21 protein-coding genes are annotated in these 14,106 nt (G+C 63.3%); 13 read left to right on the top strand and 8 right to left on the bottom strand.

The genetic code is table 11. The annotated features are described in order from the left end of the window. The first annotated feature begins 29 nt into the window (after nucleotides 1–29). Nucleotides 30–731 (top strand): dienelactone hydrolase family protein, encoded by a 702-nt coding sequence (locus AC1DQQ_RS11100; protein WP_478041429.1) that lies wholly within the window; start codon nucleotides 30–32, stop codon nucleotides 729–731. A gap of 21 nt (nucleotides 732–752) precedes the next feature. On the opposite strand, the gene AC1DQQ_RS11095 is transcribed toward AC1DQQ_RS11100, so the two are convergent. The 5 genes from AC1DQQ_RS11095 to hemE form a co-directional block, all read right to left on the bottom strand. After that, entirely contained in the window at nucleotides 753–1,388 is a 636-nt protein-coding gene (locus AC1DQQ_RS11095; protein WP_478041430.1) for a TerC family protein, read from the bottom strand. A 47-nt stretch (nucleotides 1,389–1,435) separates the two neighbouring features. Then, nucleotides 1,436–2,089 (bottom strand): YjbE family putative metal transport protein, encoded by a 654-nt coding sequence (locus AC1DQQ_RS11090; protein WP_478041431.1) that lies wholly within the window; start codon nucleotides 2,087–2,089, stop codon nucleotides 1,436–1,438. A gap of 173 nt (nucleotides 2,090–2,262) precedes the next feature. After that, nucleotides 2,263–3,519: a transcription termination factor Rho gene (gene rho, locus AC1DQQ_RS11085; RefSeq protein WP_066805204.1), complete on the bottom strand. Its 1,257-nt coding sequence runs from the start codon at nucleotides 3,517–3,519 to the stop codon at nucleotides 2,263–2,265. Nucleotides 3,520–3,670: 151 nt separating this feature from the next. Next, nucleotides 3,671–4,111, bottom strand: coding sequence for a CopD family protein (locus AC1DQQ_RS11080; RefSeq protein WP_478045186.1), 441 nt, complete (start codon nucleotides 4,109–4,111; stop codon nucleotides 3,671–3,673). After that, nucleotides 4,108–5,151 carry a uroporphyrinogen decarboxylase gene (hemE, locus tag AC1DQQ_RS11075; RefSeq protein ID WP_478045185.1) on the bottom strand — a complete coding sequence of 348 codons (1,044 nt, stop codon included), beginning with the start codon at nucleotides 5,149–5,151 and terminating at the stop codon, nucleotides 4,108–4,110. The genes AC1DQQ_RS11080 and hemE overlap by 4 nt, the downstream gene beginning before the upstream one ends. A 286-nt stretch (nucleotides 5,152–5,437) precedes the next feature. Here hemE and AC1DQQ_RS11070 point away from each other — a divergent pair, with 286 nt between their 5' ends. The 11 genes from AC1DQQ_RS11070 to AC1DQQ_RS11020 all read left to right on the top strand — a co-directional run bounded on the left by AC1DQQ_RS11070 (nucleotide 5,438) and on the right by AC1DQQ_RS11020 (nucleotide 12,244). Then, nucleotides 5,438–6,250: a pyruvate, water dikinase regulatory protein gene (locus AC1DQQ_RS11070; protein WP_478031282.1), complete on the top strand. Its 813-nt coding sequence runs from the start codon at nucleotides 5,438–5,440 to the stop codon at nucleotides 6,248–6,250. Continuing rightward, nucleotides 6,247–6,837, top strand: coding sequence for a Maf family protein (locus AC1DQQ_RS11065; protein ID WP_478045184.1), 591 nt, complete (start codon nucleotides 6,247–6,249; stop codon nucleotides 6,835–6,837). The genes AC1DQQ_RS11070 and AC1DQQ_RS11065 overlap by 4 nt, the downstream gene beginning before the upstream one ends. Further along, a complete protein-coding gene (locus AC1DQQ_RS11060; RefSeq protein ID WP_478045183.1) occupies nucleotides 6,834–7,637 on the top strand; it encodes a shikimate dehydrogenase family protein in 804 nt (267 codons plus the stop codon). Before AC1DQQ_RS11065 ends, AC1DQQ_RS11060 begins: the two co-directional genes overlap by 4 nt. Then, nucleotides 7,634–8,227, top strand: coding sequence for a dephospho-CoA kinase (gene coaE / locus AC1DQQ_RS11055; protein WP_478031276.1), 594 nt, complete (start codon nucleotides 7,634–7,636; stop codon nucleotides 8,225–8,227). Before AC1DQQ_RS11060 ends, coaE begins: the two co-directional genes overlap by 4 nt. A gap of 8 nt (nucleotides 8,228–8,235) precedes the next feature. After that, complete coding sequence (gene dnaQ / locus AC1DQQ_RS11050) at nucleotides 8,236–8,934, top strand: DNA polymerase III subunit epsilon (protein ID WP_478031274.1); 699 nt, start codon at nucleotides 8,236–8,238, stop codon at nucleotides 8,932–8,934. 58 nt (nucleotides 8,935–8,992) lie between these two features. Next, the gene (gene hpf, locus AC1DQQ_RS11045) at nucleotides 8,993–9,577 is read left to right on the top strand and encodes a ribosome hibernation-promoting factor, HPF/YfiA family (protein ID WP_478031272.1); all 585 of its coding nucleotides are present in this window, start codon (nucleotides 8,993–8,995) and stop codon (nucleotides 9,575–9,577) included. Between the two features lie 26 nt (nucleotides 9,578–9,603). After that, nucleotides 9,604–10,071, top strand: coding sequence for a PTS sugar transporter subunit IIA (locus tag AC1DQQ_RS11040; protein ID WP_478031270.1), 468 nt, complete (start codon nucleotides 9,604–9,606; stop codon nucleotides 10,069–10,071). Beyond that, nucleotides 10,061–10,531, top strand: a complete 471-nt coding sequence (locus AC1DQQ_RS11035; RefSeq protein WP_478041439.1) for a PaaI family thioesterase — start codon at nucleotides 10,061–10,063, stop codon at nucleotides 10,529–10,531. Before AC1DQQ_RS11040 ends, AC1DQQ_RS11035 begins: the two co-directional genes overlap by 11 nt. After that, nucleotides 10,528–10,863, top strand: coding sequence for a DUF1491 family protein (locus AC1DQQ_RS11030; RefSeq protein WP_478041440.1), 336 nt, complete (start codon nucleotides 10,528–10,530; stop codon nucleotides 10,861–10,863). The genes AC1DQQ_RS11035 and AC1DQQ_RS11030 overlap by 4 nt, the downstream gene beginning before the upstream one ends. Nucleotides 10,864–11,020: 157 nt before the next feature. Then, entirely contained in the window at nucleotides 11,021–11,692 is a 672-nt protein-coding gene (locus AC1DQQ_RS11025; protein WP_478045182.1) for a cell wall hydrolase, read from the top strand. 51 nt (nucleotides 11,693–11,743) lie between these two features. After that, nucleotides 11,744–12,244 (top strand): MmcB family DNA repair protein, encoded by a 501-nt coding sequence (locus AC1DQQ_RS11020; protein WP_478045181.1) that lies wholly within the window; start codon nucleotides 11,744–11,746, stop codon nucleotides 12,242–12,244. Between the two features lie 95 nt (nucleotides 12,245–12,339). Here the strand turns inward: AC1DQQ_RS11020 and AC1DQQ_RS11015 are convergent, their stop codons facing one another. Beyond that, nucleotides 12,340–13,182 carry a hypothetical protein gene (locus tag AC1DQQ_RS11015; protein WP_478045180.1) on the bottom strand — a complete coding sequence of 281 codons (843 nt, stop codon included), beginning with the start codon at nucleotides 13,180–13,182 and terminating at the stop codon, nucleotides 12,340–12,342. Next, nucleotides 13,134–13,295 carry a DUF6471 domain-containing protein gene (locus AC1DQQ_RS11010; protein ID WP_478045284.1) on the bottom strand — a complete coding sequence of 54 codons (162 nt, stop codon included), beginning with the start codon at nucleotides 13,293–13,295 and terminating at the stop codon, nucleotides 13,134–13,136. Before AC1DQQ_RS11010 ends, AC1DQQ_RS11015 begins: the two co-directional genes overlap by 49 nt. A gap of 34 nt (nucleotides 13,296–13,329) precedes the next feature. Between AC1DQQ_RS11010 and AC1DQQ_RS11005 the strand changes: the two genes are divergently transcribed. Further along, the gene (locus AC1DQQ_RS11005) at nucleotides 13,330–13,815 is read left to right on the top strand and encodes a transposase (protein WP_478045179.1); all 486 of its coding nucleotides are present in this window, start codon (nucleotides 13,330–13,332) and stop codon (nucleotides 13,813–13,815) included. On the opposite strand, the gene AC1DQQ_RS11000 is transcribed toward AC1DQQ_RS11005, so the two are convergent. After that, nucleotides 13,812–14,021: a hypothetical protein gene (locus AC1DQQ_RS11000; protein WP_478045178.1), complete on the bottom strand. Its 210-nt coding sequence runs from the start codon at nucleotides 14,019–14,021 to the stop codon at nucleotides 13,812–13,814. The two genes, AC1DQQ_RS11005 and AC1DQQ_RS11000, sit on opposite strands and share 4 nt — an antisense overlap. Nucleotides 14,022–14,106 lie beyond the last annotated feature (85 nt).

Raw genomic sequence — 14,106 nt, 5'->3', positions numbered from 1 at the left:
CAATCGCAACGCCCCATTCGGAGAGAGCCATGACCGCGACGATCAAGATCGAGACGCTCGAAAAAGATGCCAGCTTCGATGCTTATGTTGCTGAGCCTGCCGGGGGCAGCGCGAGCGCGGCGATCATCGTCATCCAGGAGATTTTCGGGGTGAATGCCGGCATCCGCCGCAAATGCGACCAGCTCGCCGAGGCAGGCTATCTTGCGATCGCGCCCGATCTGTTCTGGCGGCTCGAGCCAGGTATCGAGCTCGATCCCGACATCCCCGATCAGTTCAAGGCCGCGCTCGAGCATATGGGCAAGTTCAATCAGGATCAGGGTATCCGCGACATCGAGGCGGCGATCCATGCCGCGCGCGACCGCGTTGGCGGCGGCAAGGTCGGCGCGGTCGGTTACTGCCTGGGCGGGCGGCTCGCCTATATGACCGCCGCGCGCACCGATATCGACGCGACCGTCGGCTATTACGCGGTCGGCGTGGACGGCCTGTTGCGCGAGAAGCACGCCATCGCGCGGCCGCTGATGCTCCATATCGCCGGCGCCGACGGCTTCGTCAGCCCCGAGGTGCAGAAGGCGATGCACGAGGGGCTGGACGACCACCCCAAAGTCACGCTGCACGACTATCCCGGAGTCGACCACGGCTTCGCGACCGAGTTCGGCAACCGCCGGAGAGAAGAGGCTGCCAATCAGGCGGACGACCGCACGATGGCGTTCTTCGCCGATAATTTGGACTGATTTATCTTATATAACAGCATGTTACGGTAACCTGATGTCGACGCCCAGCGCCGGCAGCACGCCGATCCGCCGGTCGGTCAGGCCGTCGTAGATCATCGAGCACGCCACCCACAATATCACTGCCAGCCCGACATAGGCGACCCAGCGATAGCGGTCGATCACGCGCGCGATATAATTGGCGGCTAGTCCCATCAGAGCGACCGAGAAGACCAGGCCGAAGATCAGGATCGCCGGGTGGTCGCGTGCCGCGCCGGCGACGCCGAGGACATTGTCCAGACTCATGCTGACATCGGCGAGCGCAACGGCGATGACCGCGCCGCCAAAGGTCTTGGTGCGCCCTGCATGTATTTCGTCGTGGCCGGCATGATGGCGCAACTCTCGCCACATCTTCCACGCCACCCACAGCAGCAGCAACCCGCCAGCGGTCAAAATACCAACGAAATTAAGAAGATAGGTCGCGACTAGCGCGAACAGGATACGCAGCACCAACGCCGCCAGCGTCCCGAACAGGATGACCTTGCGTTGCTTGTCGTGGGGCAAGCCAGCGGCAAGCGCACCGACCACAACGGCATTGTCCCCCGCCAGCGCCAGATCGATCACCACGACCTCGCCCAGCACGGCAAGCGATTCGGCGGAGAAGAAGTCGGCGATGGTCATCGGCGGTCTCTACAAGCCCGCTAACGTGACGGATGTTCCCGGGCTAATCAAATCCAGCCGAACAACCGTCCAAGCCCGATCGACGGATCGACGATCCCTTCGTGGATCATCGATCCCGCGACGTAGAGGATCACGACCAACCCCAGATACGCGATCCAGTGATAGCGCTCGATCAGCCGCGCGATGTAATTGGCCGCGATCGCCATCAGCGTGACCGACAGCGCCAGCCCGAACAGCAATACGGTGGGATGATCGCGCGCCGCGCCGGCCACGGCGAGCACGTTATCGAGGCTCATCGACAGATCGGCGAGCGCGACCTGGAACGCCGCCTTGGCGAAGCTCTTGGGTGCGCGGGCCGGCGTAGCGGCATCGGCGGCAACCGCCTTGTCGTGGCGCCGTGCGTGCTGCAGCTCGCGGAACAGCTTCCACGCCACCCACAACAGCAACACGCCGCCGGCGAACAGCAGGCCGACGACGTGGAGCAATTGCGTCGCGACGAATGCGAATGCCACCAGGCAGAGCAATGCGACGCCGACGCCGATCGACAGGACACGCTTGCGGTCCTTTTCGGGCAGGCCTGCGGCGAGTGTGCCCAGGACGACGACGTTGTCGCCGGCCAGCATCAGGTCGATCATGATGACCTGGCCCAATGCGGCGAGGCCCGCGGCGGTGAAGACGTCGGAGATATCGATGACCGGCATGGGGAGGCGTTAGCAGCGAGGGGGAGGGGTGCAAATGAAAACGGCGCGGGTAAGCCGCGCCGTTTTCTGGTTCGGGACAGCGGCGCGAAGTGAATTCGCGCGTCGGTCGGGGCTTTGCCCCGCCGGCCGACCAGGAGCGAGTCCGGGGATTAGCGGGCGCTAATCCCGGCCGCTCACTGGTTCATACTGTCGAAGAAGTCTTCGTTGGTCTTCGAATCCTTCATCTTGTCGAGCAGGAATTCCATCGCGTCGGTGGTGCCCATCTGCATGAGGATGCGGCGCAGCACCCACATCTTCGACAGCTTGCTCTTCTCGACCAGCAGCTCTTCCTTGCGGGTACCGGACTTGCCGACATCCATCGCCGGGAAGATGCGCTTGTCGGCGACCTTGCGGTCGAGGACGATTTCCGAGTTACCGGTGCCCTTGAATTCTTCGAAGATGACTTCGTCCATGCGGCTGCCGGTATCGATCAGCGCGGTGGCGATGATCGACAGCGAGCCGCCTTCCTCGATATTGCGCGCAGCACCGAAGAAGCGCTTCGGGCGCTGTAGCGCGTTGGCGTCGACACCGCCGGTCAGCACCTTGCCCGACGATGGGACGACAGTGTTGTAGGCGCGGCCGAGGCGGGTGATCGAGTCGAGCAGGATCACGACGTCCTTCTTGTGCTCGACCAGGCGCTTGGCCTTTTCGATCACCATTTCGGCGACCTGGACGTGGCGCTGCGCGGGTTCGTCGAAGGTCGACGACACGACCTCGCCCTTCACGCTGCGCTGCATGTCGGTGACTTCCTCAGGGCGCTCGTCGATGAGGAGAACGATCAGGAAGACTTCGGGATGGTTGTCGGTGATCGCCTTGGCGATGTTCTGCAGCATCACCGTCTTGCCGACGCGCGGCGGGGCGACGATCAGCGTACGCTGGCCCTTGCCCTGCGGGCTGACGATGTCGATGACCCGCGCCGACTTGTCCTTGATCGTCGGATCGAGCTGATCGAGCGTCAGCTTCTGTTCGGGATAGAGCGGTGTGAGGTTGTCGAAATTGACGCGATGGCGGACCGCATCGGGATCGTCGAAATTGACGCTGGTGAGGCGCGTCAGGGCGAAATAGCGCTCGCCATCCTTGGGCGCGCGGATCTCGCCTTCGACCGTGTCGCCAGTACGCAGGCCGAACTTACGGACCTGGTTGGGCGAGATGTAGATGTCGTCAGGGCCGGCGAGGTAATTGGCCTCGGGGCTGCGCAGGAAGCCGAAACCGTCGGGCAGCACTTCGATCGTGCCCAAGCCCATGATCAGCTCGCCATTTTCGGCCTGTTCTTTGAGGATCGCGAACAGCAGATCCTGCTTGCGCAGAGTCGACGCGCTCTCGACCCCCAGCTCTTCGGCCATCGCGACGAGCTCGGCGGGGGGTTTCTTCTTGAGGTCTTTAAGATGCATTTCGGGTGTATTCCGAGTGACTTGGGGGAGATTTTTCGAGCTTCTGTCGGCGAGGACCGCGACGATGCTGGAGGAAGGAGGAGAGCGAGCGTCCCGAAGGGCACCGCTCGTCTCCACGATCTATGGGCGCGATTCCCTCAAGTCAAGGCGATCAGAACGGTTTCACCACCACCAGGATCACGATGAGCGCGACAAACAGGGCAGGAAGCTCGTTGACCAGGCGGAGTTGTTTCGACGTCAGCGTCGCTTTGCCGCCGGCGAGCTTCTTCGCATAGGCCGTCATCCAGCCGTGATAACCGCTCATCACGATCACCAGCAACAGCTTGGCGTGGAGCCAGCCCTCATTCCAATGCTGGCCGACCGTGGCGATGGTCAGACCGAACACCCAGACCAGGATCATCGACGGGGTCATGATGATCTTGCGCAATTTGGTTTCGCGCTCGACCCATTTCGCCGCCTCGGGCGTGCCGAGCGCATCCTGGTGATGGACTAGATAGCGCGGCAGCATGAACAGCCCGGCCATCCAGAAGATCACGAAAATGACGTGCGCCGCCTTGAGCCACAGATAGATCGAGGCGAGGAAGTCCATCATCCATTCCTTACGAAATTTAGGAGCTGCTCGACATGCGCGATCGGCGCATCGGGCAGGATGCCATGGCCCAGGTTGAAGATATGCGGGCGATCGGCGAACGCCGCAAGGATGCGCCGCGCGGCCGACGTCATGACGTCGCCGCCGGTGATCAGTGCGAGCGGATCGAGATTGCCTTGCACCGGCAATCCCTTAGGCAGCACCTCGTTCGCCCAGACCGGATCGACTGTCTCGTCCAGCCCGACAGCGCCGACTTTAGTTTCGCGCGCATAAGCGGCAAGCTTCGCGCCCGCGCCCTTGGGAAAGCCGATCACCGGCGTCGTCGGATGGCGCCCGGCCAGCGCCGCGGTGATGCGCGCAGTCGGCGCGATCACCCAGCGTTCGAATTCGCTCGGCGCCAGGCTGCCCGACCAGCTGTCGAACAATTGCACCGCCTCGGCGCCCGCCTCGATCTGTTTCGACAGATAGTCGATCGTCATCGCCTCGATCGCGCTGATGATCGCCTGGAATGCCTGGGGATCGCGATAGGCGAGGCGCCGGGTTGAGCCCTGATCGCGGCTGCCCTGGCCCTCAACCATATAAGTCGCGACCGTCCATGGGCTGCCGGCAAAACCCAGCATGGTAGTTTCGGCCGACAATAAGGCGACCACGCGTCGCACCGTCTCGTACACCGGCTCGAGCCGCTCGGGTACTGCCACAAGCTCGCTAAGCGCAGTGTCGACCAGCTTGGGGGCCAGGCGTGGGCCTTCGCCGGTTTCGAACCACAGACGCTGTCCCAGCGCCCAGGGCACGATCAATATGTCGGAGAACAGGATCGCGCCGTCCATCCCGAAGCGGCGGACCGGCTGCAGGGTGATCTCGCATGCCGTCTCGCTGTCGGTGGCAAGCTCGAGGAAGCCGCCCTTTTGCGCGCGCAGGTCGCGATACTCGGGAAGATAGCGCCCCGCCTGGCGCATCAGCCAGACCGGAGGCACGTCGCGGCGCTCGCCGAGCAACGTCGCGAGTAGGAGTTTTTCCGGAATCGGGGCGGTCCCAAGAGTCATATAGATATATTGATAGAAGGTTGTTGTAGTTGTTGGCGCGTGGATGCCGGGGCTTATGCGTTCGTCCCGCAAATGCCAACAGCTTGACGGCAGCGGACTCACGCAACCGCGCCGATTCCATTCTTTCGTCCCCGCAATCCACAGCCTGTGTGGGGAAACGTCCCCTGTCGATGACGTTGTGGATGACCGATGGCTTTATCCACCGCCGAGCATCGCTTGGCCGAGGGGATGACTTGCGCTAGCGGTTTTCCCGATGTTGCCCACAGGCTTTCCGGCGCGCTGAAAAATGCGGCTCCATTTGCACCTCCTGTCCGATTCCACCGGCGAGACGCTGGAGAACATCGCCAAGGCGGCGCTGGCGCAATATGACGATGTCGAGACGATCCGGCATTTCTGGCCGATGGTCCGAAGTGAGGCGCATCTCGAGCGCATCCTGCAGGAGATCGCGCACAATCCCGGGCTGGTGCTGTTCACCTTGGTGTCGGGCGAGATGCGCCGTGCGCTGGAGACGCGATGCCGCGCATTGGGCCTGCCCGCGGTGGCGCCGCTCGATCCGGTGAATGATGCTTTGTCCAATTTGCTCGGCCAGCAGGCCAAGGCGCGTCCCGGCCGCCAGCACGTGCTTGACGCCGCTTATTTCGCGCGGGTCGATGCGATCCAGTTCACCATCGCGCATGATGACGGCATCGGCTGGGAGAATTGGGAAGAGGCCGATATCGTCCTTGCCGGCGTGTCGCGCACGTCGAAGACCCCAACCTCGATCTACCTCGCCAATCGCGGCTACAAGACGGCCAATATCCCGATCGTCCCGGAAAGCCCGCCGCCGGCCAAACTGTTCGAGCTCAAAAATCCGATCGTCGTCGGCCTGACCACCAGCGCCGACCGCCTGATCCAGGTGCGGCGCAACCGCCTGCTATCGCTCAACCAATCCCCGGAAACCGCTTATGTCGATCAGGAAGCCGTGACCCGAGAAGTCGCCTTCGCCCGGAGGATGTTCGCCGATAATGGCTGGCCGGTGATCGACGTCACGCGGCGCTCGATCGAGGAGACCGCGGCGGCAATTGTCGCGTTGATCAACGACCAGGCTGGTGACGAATGACGCTGATCCTCGCTTCACAAAGCGCTTCCCGGCGGGCGATGCTCGATGCCGCCGGCGTGACGTACATCGCCGAACCCGCGCGGGTCGACGAAGATGGCGTCAAGGCGGCAATGGCGGGACAGCCGGCGCGCGACATCGCCGACGCGCTCGCCGAGCTGAAGGCGTTGAAGGTGTCGCAGGCGTATCCAACGGCGCTGGTCCTCGGCAGCGACTCGATCGTCGCCCTCGCCGACGGTCGATTGCTCGACAAGCCGCTGACGCGCGACCAGGCCGGCGATCACCTCCGCGCCATGTCCAATGGCGAGCATGCCTTGTGGAGCGCGGCGGTGATCGCCGAACAGGGCCGGCCGGTCTGGCGTCACGTCGACCGCGCGCGGCTGTTCGTGCGTCCGTTGTCGGAAGCGTTCATCCGGGCCTATCTCGATCTCGAATGGCCGGCGATCGCCGGCTGTGTCGGCTGTTTCCGCATCGAAGGTCCTGGCGTGCAATTGTTCGGCCGGATCGAGGGCAGCCATTTCACCGTGCTCGGCATGCCGTTGCTTCCGGTGCTCGATTATCTGCGCACGCGGGGGGAAATGACGTCATGAAATACGCCGAAGTGATCGGCGACCCGATCAGCCATTCCAAATCGCCGCTGATCCACGGCTTCTGGTTGAAGGCGCTCGGTCTCGACGGCGACTATCGCGCCACCCGCGTCACGCCCGAGGGGCTGGCCGACTATTTCGCCGCGCGCACCACCGACCCCGACTGGCTCGGCTGCAACATCACCATCCCGCACAAGGAGAGCGCGCTCGCCTTTGTCGAGGATCGCGGCGGGGTGAAGGAGTCGATCGGCGCGATCAATCTGGCGTTCCGCTCGGAGGGCGCTTTGGTCGGGACCAATACCGACGCCGCCGGATTCTACGCGCCGATCTCTGGCCTAGACCTCGCTGGCCAGCCGATCGTGGTTGTCGGCGCCGGGGGCGCGGCGCGTGCGATCCTGTTCGCGCTGTCTCGCGTGGGGGTGGGGCGAGTCACGTTGCTCAACCGCAATCCGCTCAAAGGCGCCGCGTTGCTCGCCAGCTTCGGGCTCAAGGGCGATGCGCTCAAGCTCGACGCGCCGCTGCCGCCGGCCGCCTTGCTGGTCAATGCGACCTCGCTCGGCATGGCGGGGCAACCGCCGCTCGACCTCGATCTGGCGCCATTGCCCGACGATGCGGTGGTCTATGACGTGGTTTATGCGCCGCTCGAAACCGGGCTGCTCAAGGCGGCGCGGGCGCGCGACCTCGATACGGTCGACGGGCTCGACATGCTGATCGGCCAGGCCGCTTTGGCCTTCGAACTGCTGTTCGGCGCCGAACCCCCGCGCGATCGCGACGACGAGCTGAGGGCGTTGCTGACGTCATGAAGACAATCGGCCTTACCGGCTCGATCGGGATGGGCAAATCGGCGGTGGCGCAGATGTTCGCCGATGAAGGGATTGCGGTCTTCGATGCCGATGCGACGGTGCGCCGGCTTCAGGGACCGGGCGGCCGGCTGCTGCCGGCGATCGAGGCGGCTTTCCCCGGTACGACCGGTCCCGATGGCGTCGATCGCGCCGAACTCGGCGCCCGCGTGTTCGGCGACGATGCGGCAATCGAGCGGCTCGAGGCGATCGTCCATCCCGCGGTCGGTGAGGAGCGCGCCGCGTTTCTGGCACAGCATGGCGACGACGACATGGTCGTGTTCGACATTCCCTTGCTGTTCGAGACCGGCGGCGACCGCAATGTCGATGTCGTCGTCGTGGTGTCCGCCGACGCCGCAACCCAACAGGCGCGCGTCCTGGCGCGACCCGGCATGACTCGCGAACGACTCGCCGAAATTCTCGCTCGCCAGACCCCCGATGCCGAAAAAAGAGCGCGCGCGGACCATGTTATCGCGACCGATTGCCCGATGGATCAAACCCGTACCGCCGTGCGTAGGGTGATAGCTTGCGTCCGTGCCAGCCAAGACCGATAAAAGGACAAATGCGCGAAATCGTCTTCGACACCGAAACCACCGGCCTCTCCTTCAGCGGGGGCGACCGTATGGTCGAGATCGGCTGTATCGAGATGATCAATCGTGTCGAGACCGGACGCAGTTTCCACCTGTATTTCAATCCCGAACGCCCGATGCCGGTCGAGGCGTTCCGCGTCCACGGGCTGTCCGACGTCTTCCTGTCCGACAAGCCGCGCTTCCACGAAAAGGTCGACGAGCTGCTCGAGTTCCTCGGCGATTCGCGGCTGGTCGCGCACAATGCCAGCTTCGATTTCGGCTTCTTGAACGGCGAGCTCGGCAAGATCGGCCGCGAGATCATCTCGCTCGACCGCATGATCGACACCGTGGCGATGGCGCGCCAGCGCCACCCCGGCGCCAAACATTCGCTCGACGCGCTTTGCACGCGCTACGGCATCGACCGCAGCCACCGCGTGCTCCACGGCGCATTGCTCGATGCGCAATTGCTGTCGCAAGTCTATATCGAGCTGACCGGCGGCCGCCAGATCGGCCTGACCCTGGTCAGCGAAGTCGAGGAAACAATCGAAATCTCCGTGATCGACATCGATCCGCGTACCGCCCAACCACGGCCGATGCGCGTATTCGAGCCGAGCGCGGAGGAACTGGCGCGCCACGCCGGGTTCGTGGCGACGCTCAAAAACCCTTTATGGGGGGCCGAGGCGTCCGGTTGACGCGCGTTGCGAGGGACAAGGCGAATGCGCCACCGTCGCCAAGAATGGAGAAGAGAAAATGGATATCCGTGTCTCGGGACATCAGGTTGAAACGGGCGAAGCGCTGAAGGGCCATGTCCAGGATCGCCTCCAGGGTATTGCGGACAAATATTTCTCGCGCGCCATCTCTGCTCAGGTGACTTTCGGGAAAGGCCCGCACGACAATCGATTCAAATGCGATGTCGTCGCGCACGTCATGCATGGCCTGGTGCTCAAGGCCAGCAATGACGGCAACGATGCGCACGGCGCGTTCGATGGATCGGCCGACAAGATCGAGAAGCAACTGCGCCGCTACATGCGCCGGCTGAAGGATCGCAAGGCGGCCGGGACGATCGTCAACGGCGAGGCCGAACCCGCCGCCAATGCCGGCTATACCCTGTTCCAGGATTCGACCGACGAGGACGAAGCCGGTGATTCGCCGCTGATCATCGCCGAAACCCGGGTCGACGTGCCCGAGGCATCGGTATCCGACGCGGTGATGATGCTCGATCTGCGCAACACCCAGGCGCTGATGTTCAAGAATAGCGGGACGGGGTCGTACAACATGGTCTATCGCCGCGGCGACGGCACGATCGGCTGGGTAGAGCCGCAGCGCGCCAGCTAACGCCAGAAGCCGGAAGAGAGCGCGATATGATCGACCTGTCGGACCTGGTCCGGCCCGAAGCGGTTGCCGAGGGGCTGGCGGCGGCGAGCAAGAAGACGCTGTTCCAACAGCTCGGCGCGCTCGCCGCGACGGCCTATGGCATCGACGCCAAGGCCGCGGCCGAGGGACTCGCCCAGCGCGAGAAACTCGGTTCGACCGGATTCGGCGGCGGCATCGCCATCCCGCACGCGCGGATCGAGGGGATCGAGGCGATCCATGGCGTGTTCGTCGAGCTCGCGCGGCCGATCGATTTCGCCGCGGTCGACGATCTGCCGGTCGATCTGGTGTTCGCGTTGTTTTCGCCGCCCGATGCCGGCGCCGCGCACCTCAAGGCGCTGGCGCGGGTATCGCGGTTGCTGCGCGACGCCGCGTTCGTCGCCAAATTGCGCGGCGCCGGGTCGAAGGACGCGCTCTATTTCCTGCTGACCCAGGACGAGGCCAGGGATGCCGCCTGAATCGGGCGGCGCGGATTCGGGTGCCCAAGCGCATTTCCGCGCGCTCGAATCGCTCTACGCAGCGGCGCCGATCAACCAATTGTTCAAATCGCGGCTGGAAATCCCCGAAAGCGGCATTGCGCGGATCCATTTCGAGATCGACGAGCGCTATTATCATGCCGGCGGCGCGGTGCACGGCACGAGCTATTTCAAGATGCTCGACGACGCCGCTTTCTATGCCTGCAACAGCCTGGTCTCCGATCGTTTCCTGCTGACCACCGCGTTCAACCTGCTGTTCACCCGGCCGTTAAAGGCCGGACCGGTGATCGCCGAGGGCAAATGGGTCAGCGGCCAGCGCCGCGTTTTCGTCGGCGAAGCGCGGCTGATCGACGAGCAGGGCGAAGAAGTCGCGCGCGGCACCGGCACGTTCATGCGCTCGTCGATCGCGCTGGCCGGCTTGCCCGGTTACCGTTCGGCGTGAGCGCACGGCTGGCGACCGGCGCGCTGGTCAATGCGCTGGTCCGCCGCGCGAACCAGGCGGGCGGTTTCGCCACCGTCCTGGCCAAGGGCGACGCGACCGCCGGTGCCGTACTCGTGGTGGCGCAGGATCGCGGCCAGAATGCCCGGCTGTGGGAACGTGGGATCGGTCCGAGCGGCGATGTCGAGTTGATCGCGGTCGGCCCCGAGGGCGATGCGCAGGCGCTGACCGACTATTGGGCGAAACGGCGCCGAAACGATCCCGATCTCTGGGTAGTGGAACTGGATATCCCGCAGGCGGAACGGTTCGCCGCTGAAACCCTGGTCGGCGATTGACTTGCTGCGCTGCACAATTCAAGGGATTATTCACCAATTATCCGCGTTGTGCCGCGACGGGGTGCGATCCCTAACGGTTACGCAGTCGGGTGGTGGTCCGGGCGATCCTTTTCCTTGCGATCGAGTCCGCGCCCCAACCGCACTTTAGCAAGTCTAAATGCTGTTTTCCTCTCGCGCCGCGAACCTCGCGGCGACGTTCCTTGCACTAACCACGCTCGGCGGCCTCACCGTCTCGAGCAAGGCCCTGGGAGCGGATCGCGACGCTACGCTGATCCCGGCAATGGCCACCACGGCTACCACTACCGCCATCAACCCATCAGTCCCCAAGCCGGTTCCATCGATCGATCCGGGTGACAGTGCGCCGACCTCCTCCGACGAGGTCCGTTCGGCGGCGCCGGCGCCCGCGCCGGGGCTGCAATTCGCCAGCCTGGCCGCTGCGGTCGCTGGCCAGGATTTCTCTGACGACGCCGATTCTGAGCTGTCGTGCCTTGCCGGCGCGGTTTATTTCGAATCCAAGGGCGAGCCGCTGTCGGGCCAGCTCGCGGTCGCCAACGTCATCATCAACCGCACCAATTCGGGCCGATTCCCGCGCACGATCTGCGGTGTGGTCAAGCAGCCGGGGCAATTCTCGTTCATCCGTGGCGGCACGATCCCGGCGATTCGCTCGGCCGCGCAATATCGCACCGCGATGGCCATCGCGCAGGTCGCGATGGACAAGGAATGGGATAATCCGACGCCGGGCGCGCTCTATTTCCACGCGCGTCGTGTTTCCCCCGGCTGGGGCCGACCCCGCGTCGCCACCATCGGCAACCACGTCTTCTTCCGGTAAAAATCGTCATCGGGTCTTCCCGATGTTCCGGTGATGTTCTAAAGCGGGGAGATGCTTGACGCGTCTCCCCGTTGTCCGCCCAATGGAACCGAGGCGCTGTGCGCGGCTGATGTCGCGCGCGGCGTCATTCGCATGCTCGCGCGCCACGATCTCGCGGCGATGACCGAAGTCCCGCTCGATGGCGGACGCCGTGCCGACATCATGGCGATCGATTCGCGTGGGCAAATCGTCATCGTCGAGATCAAGGTGTCGCGTGCCGATCTGCTCGGCGACGGCAAATGGTTCGACTATCTCGACCATTGCGACCGCTTCTTCTGGGCAGTGCCCGATGGCTTCGACCATGGCCCGCTCCACGGCGATGCTTTCCTCCCCGAACGCTCGGGCGTGATCATCGCCGACCGCTACGACGCCGCGATCCTGCGCGAAGCGGCCACCCATCCGTTGACGGCGCCTGGGCGCAAGAAGTGCACCCTCGCCTTTGCGCGCCGGGCAGCGCGGCGGGCTAGCGGGTTGGCGGATCCTGAACTGGGGTTCCTGCTGCAGGCCGAGTGATTCTGCGTTATGTAGCAAATGCACCAACGCGTAGGCATCTGCTATGCTTGGCGCTGATGCTTGTCATCGTTAGCAGTGCAGCGAACGCGCGGGCGTCATGTCGTGGCGCGAGTGCCCGGAAGGAACCGCAGCGCACGTCCGTCAGACTGGAGGGTTACGGTCAGTTCGTGCTTCCCCTCAAACGCATCCTCATAAGAAACAGCGACCGGGCAGGTAATGCTGCCCTGTTTAGACCCGAACATATCCCAAACCGTGGCGTCCATTTTGAACGATGCGCGGGCGGTCATAGGCGCGTTCGGGGATAGGAAAGACCAATCTTGTTCGAAATGTTCGGTGGGCAGCGGGTGTCCACCAAGTTCGAATGTGACATCGATCTTAAAGACCACCTTGTTGGCGGGCGTGTTGCCGAAGTTCTTCAGCGTGATAGCGATGCCCAGCGGAATGTTGATTGGCTTTCGCTCATCATGTCCATCAAAGATAAAATAGGTGTCGTCGAAATCGACGTAGGCCCTCAGCTCTTGTTTCGAGCTGTCGCGGGCGAGGCTAAGCGCGGCATCGGTCTGCTGCAAACTACGGAAAACGAGAATGGCGCCTATACCAGTAGCAACGACACCGAGCGCGCCGAGAACGTAGGCGATAAGGATATTGAGGCGCGTTAGCCGATTACTCTCATCGACCGCTTTAACCGCGCTCCATTGGGCACACAGATCGCCATCGGTGGCGGTGTTCGGTCGCTTGCAATGTGGGTCGTATTCTTGGGCTTTAAGCTGACCCGCTATCGCAGGTTTTGGGAGGCTCGCGTCGCGGGCGGGCTGATAGCTATCTTCGGCGTATTTGGGATGAGCGGACTGCTCGATAACATAGTAACCGCCAGCGGAAGCTAAGAGGCCTAGTCCGACGACAATCGCAAGGATGATGCCCCAATAGCTTCTAGGCATTGAATCGAAAACACCGCTGTGAATTTGCCCCGGCTAATCTTGTTCCTGATATTCGGCTCCGAGTCTACGACGCCGATATCCGCTGGCCTCCCGACTGGATCGGCATAGGTCATACCCTTTAGGGCCAACTCGACTTTCGGCAGCCGCTTGACCAAGACCGATCGCGTCGATCGCCGCTTGAAAATCAGCCAGTCGGGCAGGCGCCAGTCAGTCGTTGTCGTCCGGGAGCGTAGCGGCGACATGCTGACGTTCGTTGGCAAGAGCGAAGCAGAAGGTGTTGCTATCGTCGAGGCTGCAGTCGGGGCTGACGCCGTGGTTCACGCTGATAAAGCCAGCCATTGGGATGCGCTGCACGGTCGGTTCGAAATATACCGGGTCAATCACAGCGAGGCCTATTCGCTCAACGGCTACTGCACCAACATGGCGGAAAGCTTCTTCTCGCGCCCGCGCCGCGCCGAAGTCGGCACGCTCCGCCATATCTCCCGCCCGTGTCTTTACGCCTACGCTGGTGAGATGGTGTGGCGCGAGGATAACCATCGCGTGTCGAACGGGACGCAGGCATTAATCGTTGGTGAAGCTGCGATGGCGTCGCGCAAGTGGGCTGGGCACCGGCAGCGGCAGCGGGCGGCCTAAAACTCGAAACGAAACTCGCCCGACCTTTCGAGGTGAAACGAGCCTTGTGAAATGATGTCCATGCCCAGCAGGATGTCGAAGAAGCGATTGTCGCCCACGTCTATACCTTCGATCTCACTCCCAATGCCGTATGGGGCGACCGGGGCGTGGTAGCTCTGCTGCGTGTCAGGCCAGATTGCCACGTGGAACAGGTACGTGAAATGCATCTCCGGTCGCTTGATATTCCAGACTTCAGCGCGACCTTTGCGCCTCAGTCCGAGCGACTGCACAGTATTTTCGGTGACGCATGTG

Source organism: Sphingomonas sp. P4_G3, from assembly GCF_056401105.1.
The sequence above is the reverse complement of the archived record's forward strand: the minus strand, read 5'-3'. Positions and strand labels throughout refer to the sequence as shown.

Excerpts from the sequence above, each read along its gene's own strand:
- AC1DQQ_RS11100 (WP_478041429.1), top strand. The coding sequence starts at position 30 with ATGACCGCGACGATCAAGATCGAGACGCTCGAAAAAGATGCCAGCTTC.
- AC1DQQ_RS11095 (WP_478041430.1), bottom strand. The coding sequence starts at position 1,388 with ATGACCATCGCCGACTTCTTCTCCGCCGAATCGCTTGCCGTGCTGGGC.
- AC1DQQ_RS11090 (WP_478041431.1), bottom strand. The coding sequence starts at position 2,089 with ATGCCGGTCATCGATATCTCCGACGTCTTCACCGCCGCGGGCCTCGCC.
- rho (WP_066805204.1), bottom strand. The coding sequence starts at position 3,519 with ATGCATCTTAAAGACCTCAAGAAGAAACCCCCCGCCGAGCTCGTCGCG.
- AC1DQQ_RS11080 (WP_478045186.1), bottom strand. The coding sequence starts at position 4,111 with ATGATGGACTTCCTCGCCTCGATCTATCTGTGGCTCAAGGCGGCGCAC.
- hemE (WP_478045185.1), bottom strand. The coding sequence starts at position 5,151 with ATGACTCTTGGGACCGCCCCGATTCCGGAAAAACTCCTACTCGCGACG.
- AC1DQQ_RS11070 (WP_478031282.1), top strand. The coding sequence starts at position 5,438 with ATGCGGCTCCATTTGCACCTCCTGTCCGATTCCACCGGCGAGACGCTG.
- AC1DQQ_RS11065 (WP_478045184.1), top strand. The coding sequence starts at position 6,247 with ATGACGCTGATCCTCGCTTCACAAAGCGCTTCCCGGCGGGCGATGCTC.
- AC1DQQ_RS11060 (WP_478045183.1), top strand. The coding sequence starts at position 6,834 with ATGAAATACGCCGAAGTGATCGGCGACCCGATCAGCCATTCCAAATCG.
- coaE (WP_478031276.1), top strand. The coding sequence starts at position 7,634 with ATGAAGACAATCGGCCTTACCGGCTCGATCGGGATGGGCAAATCGGCG.
- dnaQ (WP_478031274.1), top strand. The coding sequence starts at position 8,236 with ATGCGCGAAATCGTCTTCGACACCGAAACCACCGGCCTCTCCTTCAGC.
- hpf (WP_478031272.1), top strand. The coding sequence starts at position 8,993 with ATGGATATCCGTGTCTCGGGACATCAGGTTGAAACGGGCGAAGCGCTG.
- AC1DQQ_RS11040 (WP_478031270.1), top strand. The coding sequence starts at position 9,604 with ATGATCGACCTGTCGGACCTGGTCCGGCCCGAAGCGGTTGCCGAGGGG.
- AC1DQQ_RS11035 (WP_478041439.1), top strand. The coding sequence starts at position 10,061 with ATGCCGCCTGAATCGGGCGGCGCGGATTCGGGTGCCCAAGCGCATTTC.
- AC1DQQ_RS11025 (WP_478045182.1), top strand. The coding sequence starts at position 11,021 with ATGCTGTTTTCCTCTCGCGCCGCGAACCTCGCGGCGACGTTCCTTGCA.
- AC1DQQ_RS11020 (WP_478045181.1), top strand. The coding sequence starts at position 11,744 with ATGCTTGACGCGTCTCCCCGTTGTCCGCCCAATGGAACCGAGGCGCTG.
- AC1DQQ_RS11015 (WP_478045180.1), bottom strand. The coding sequence starts at position 13,182 with ATGCCTAGAAGCTATTGGGGCATCATCCTTGCGATTGTCGTCGGACTA.
- AC1DQQ_RS11010 (WP_478045284.1), bottom strand. The coding sequence starts at position 13,295 with ATGACCTATGCCGATCCAGTCGGGAGGCCAGCGGATATCGGCGTCGTA.
- AC1DQQ_RS11000 (WP_478045178.1), bottom strand. The coding sequence starts at position 14,021 with ATGCATTTCACGTACCTGTTCCACGTGGCAATCTGGCCTGACACGCAG.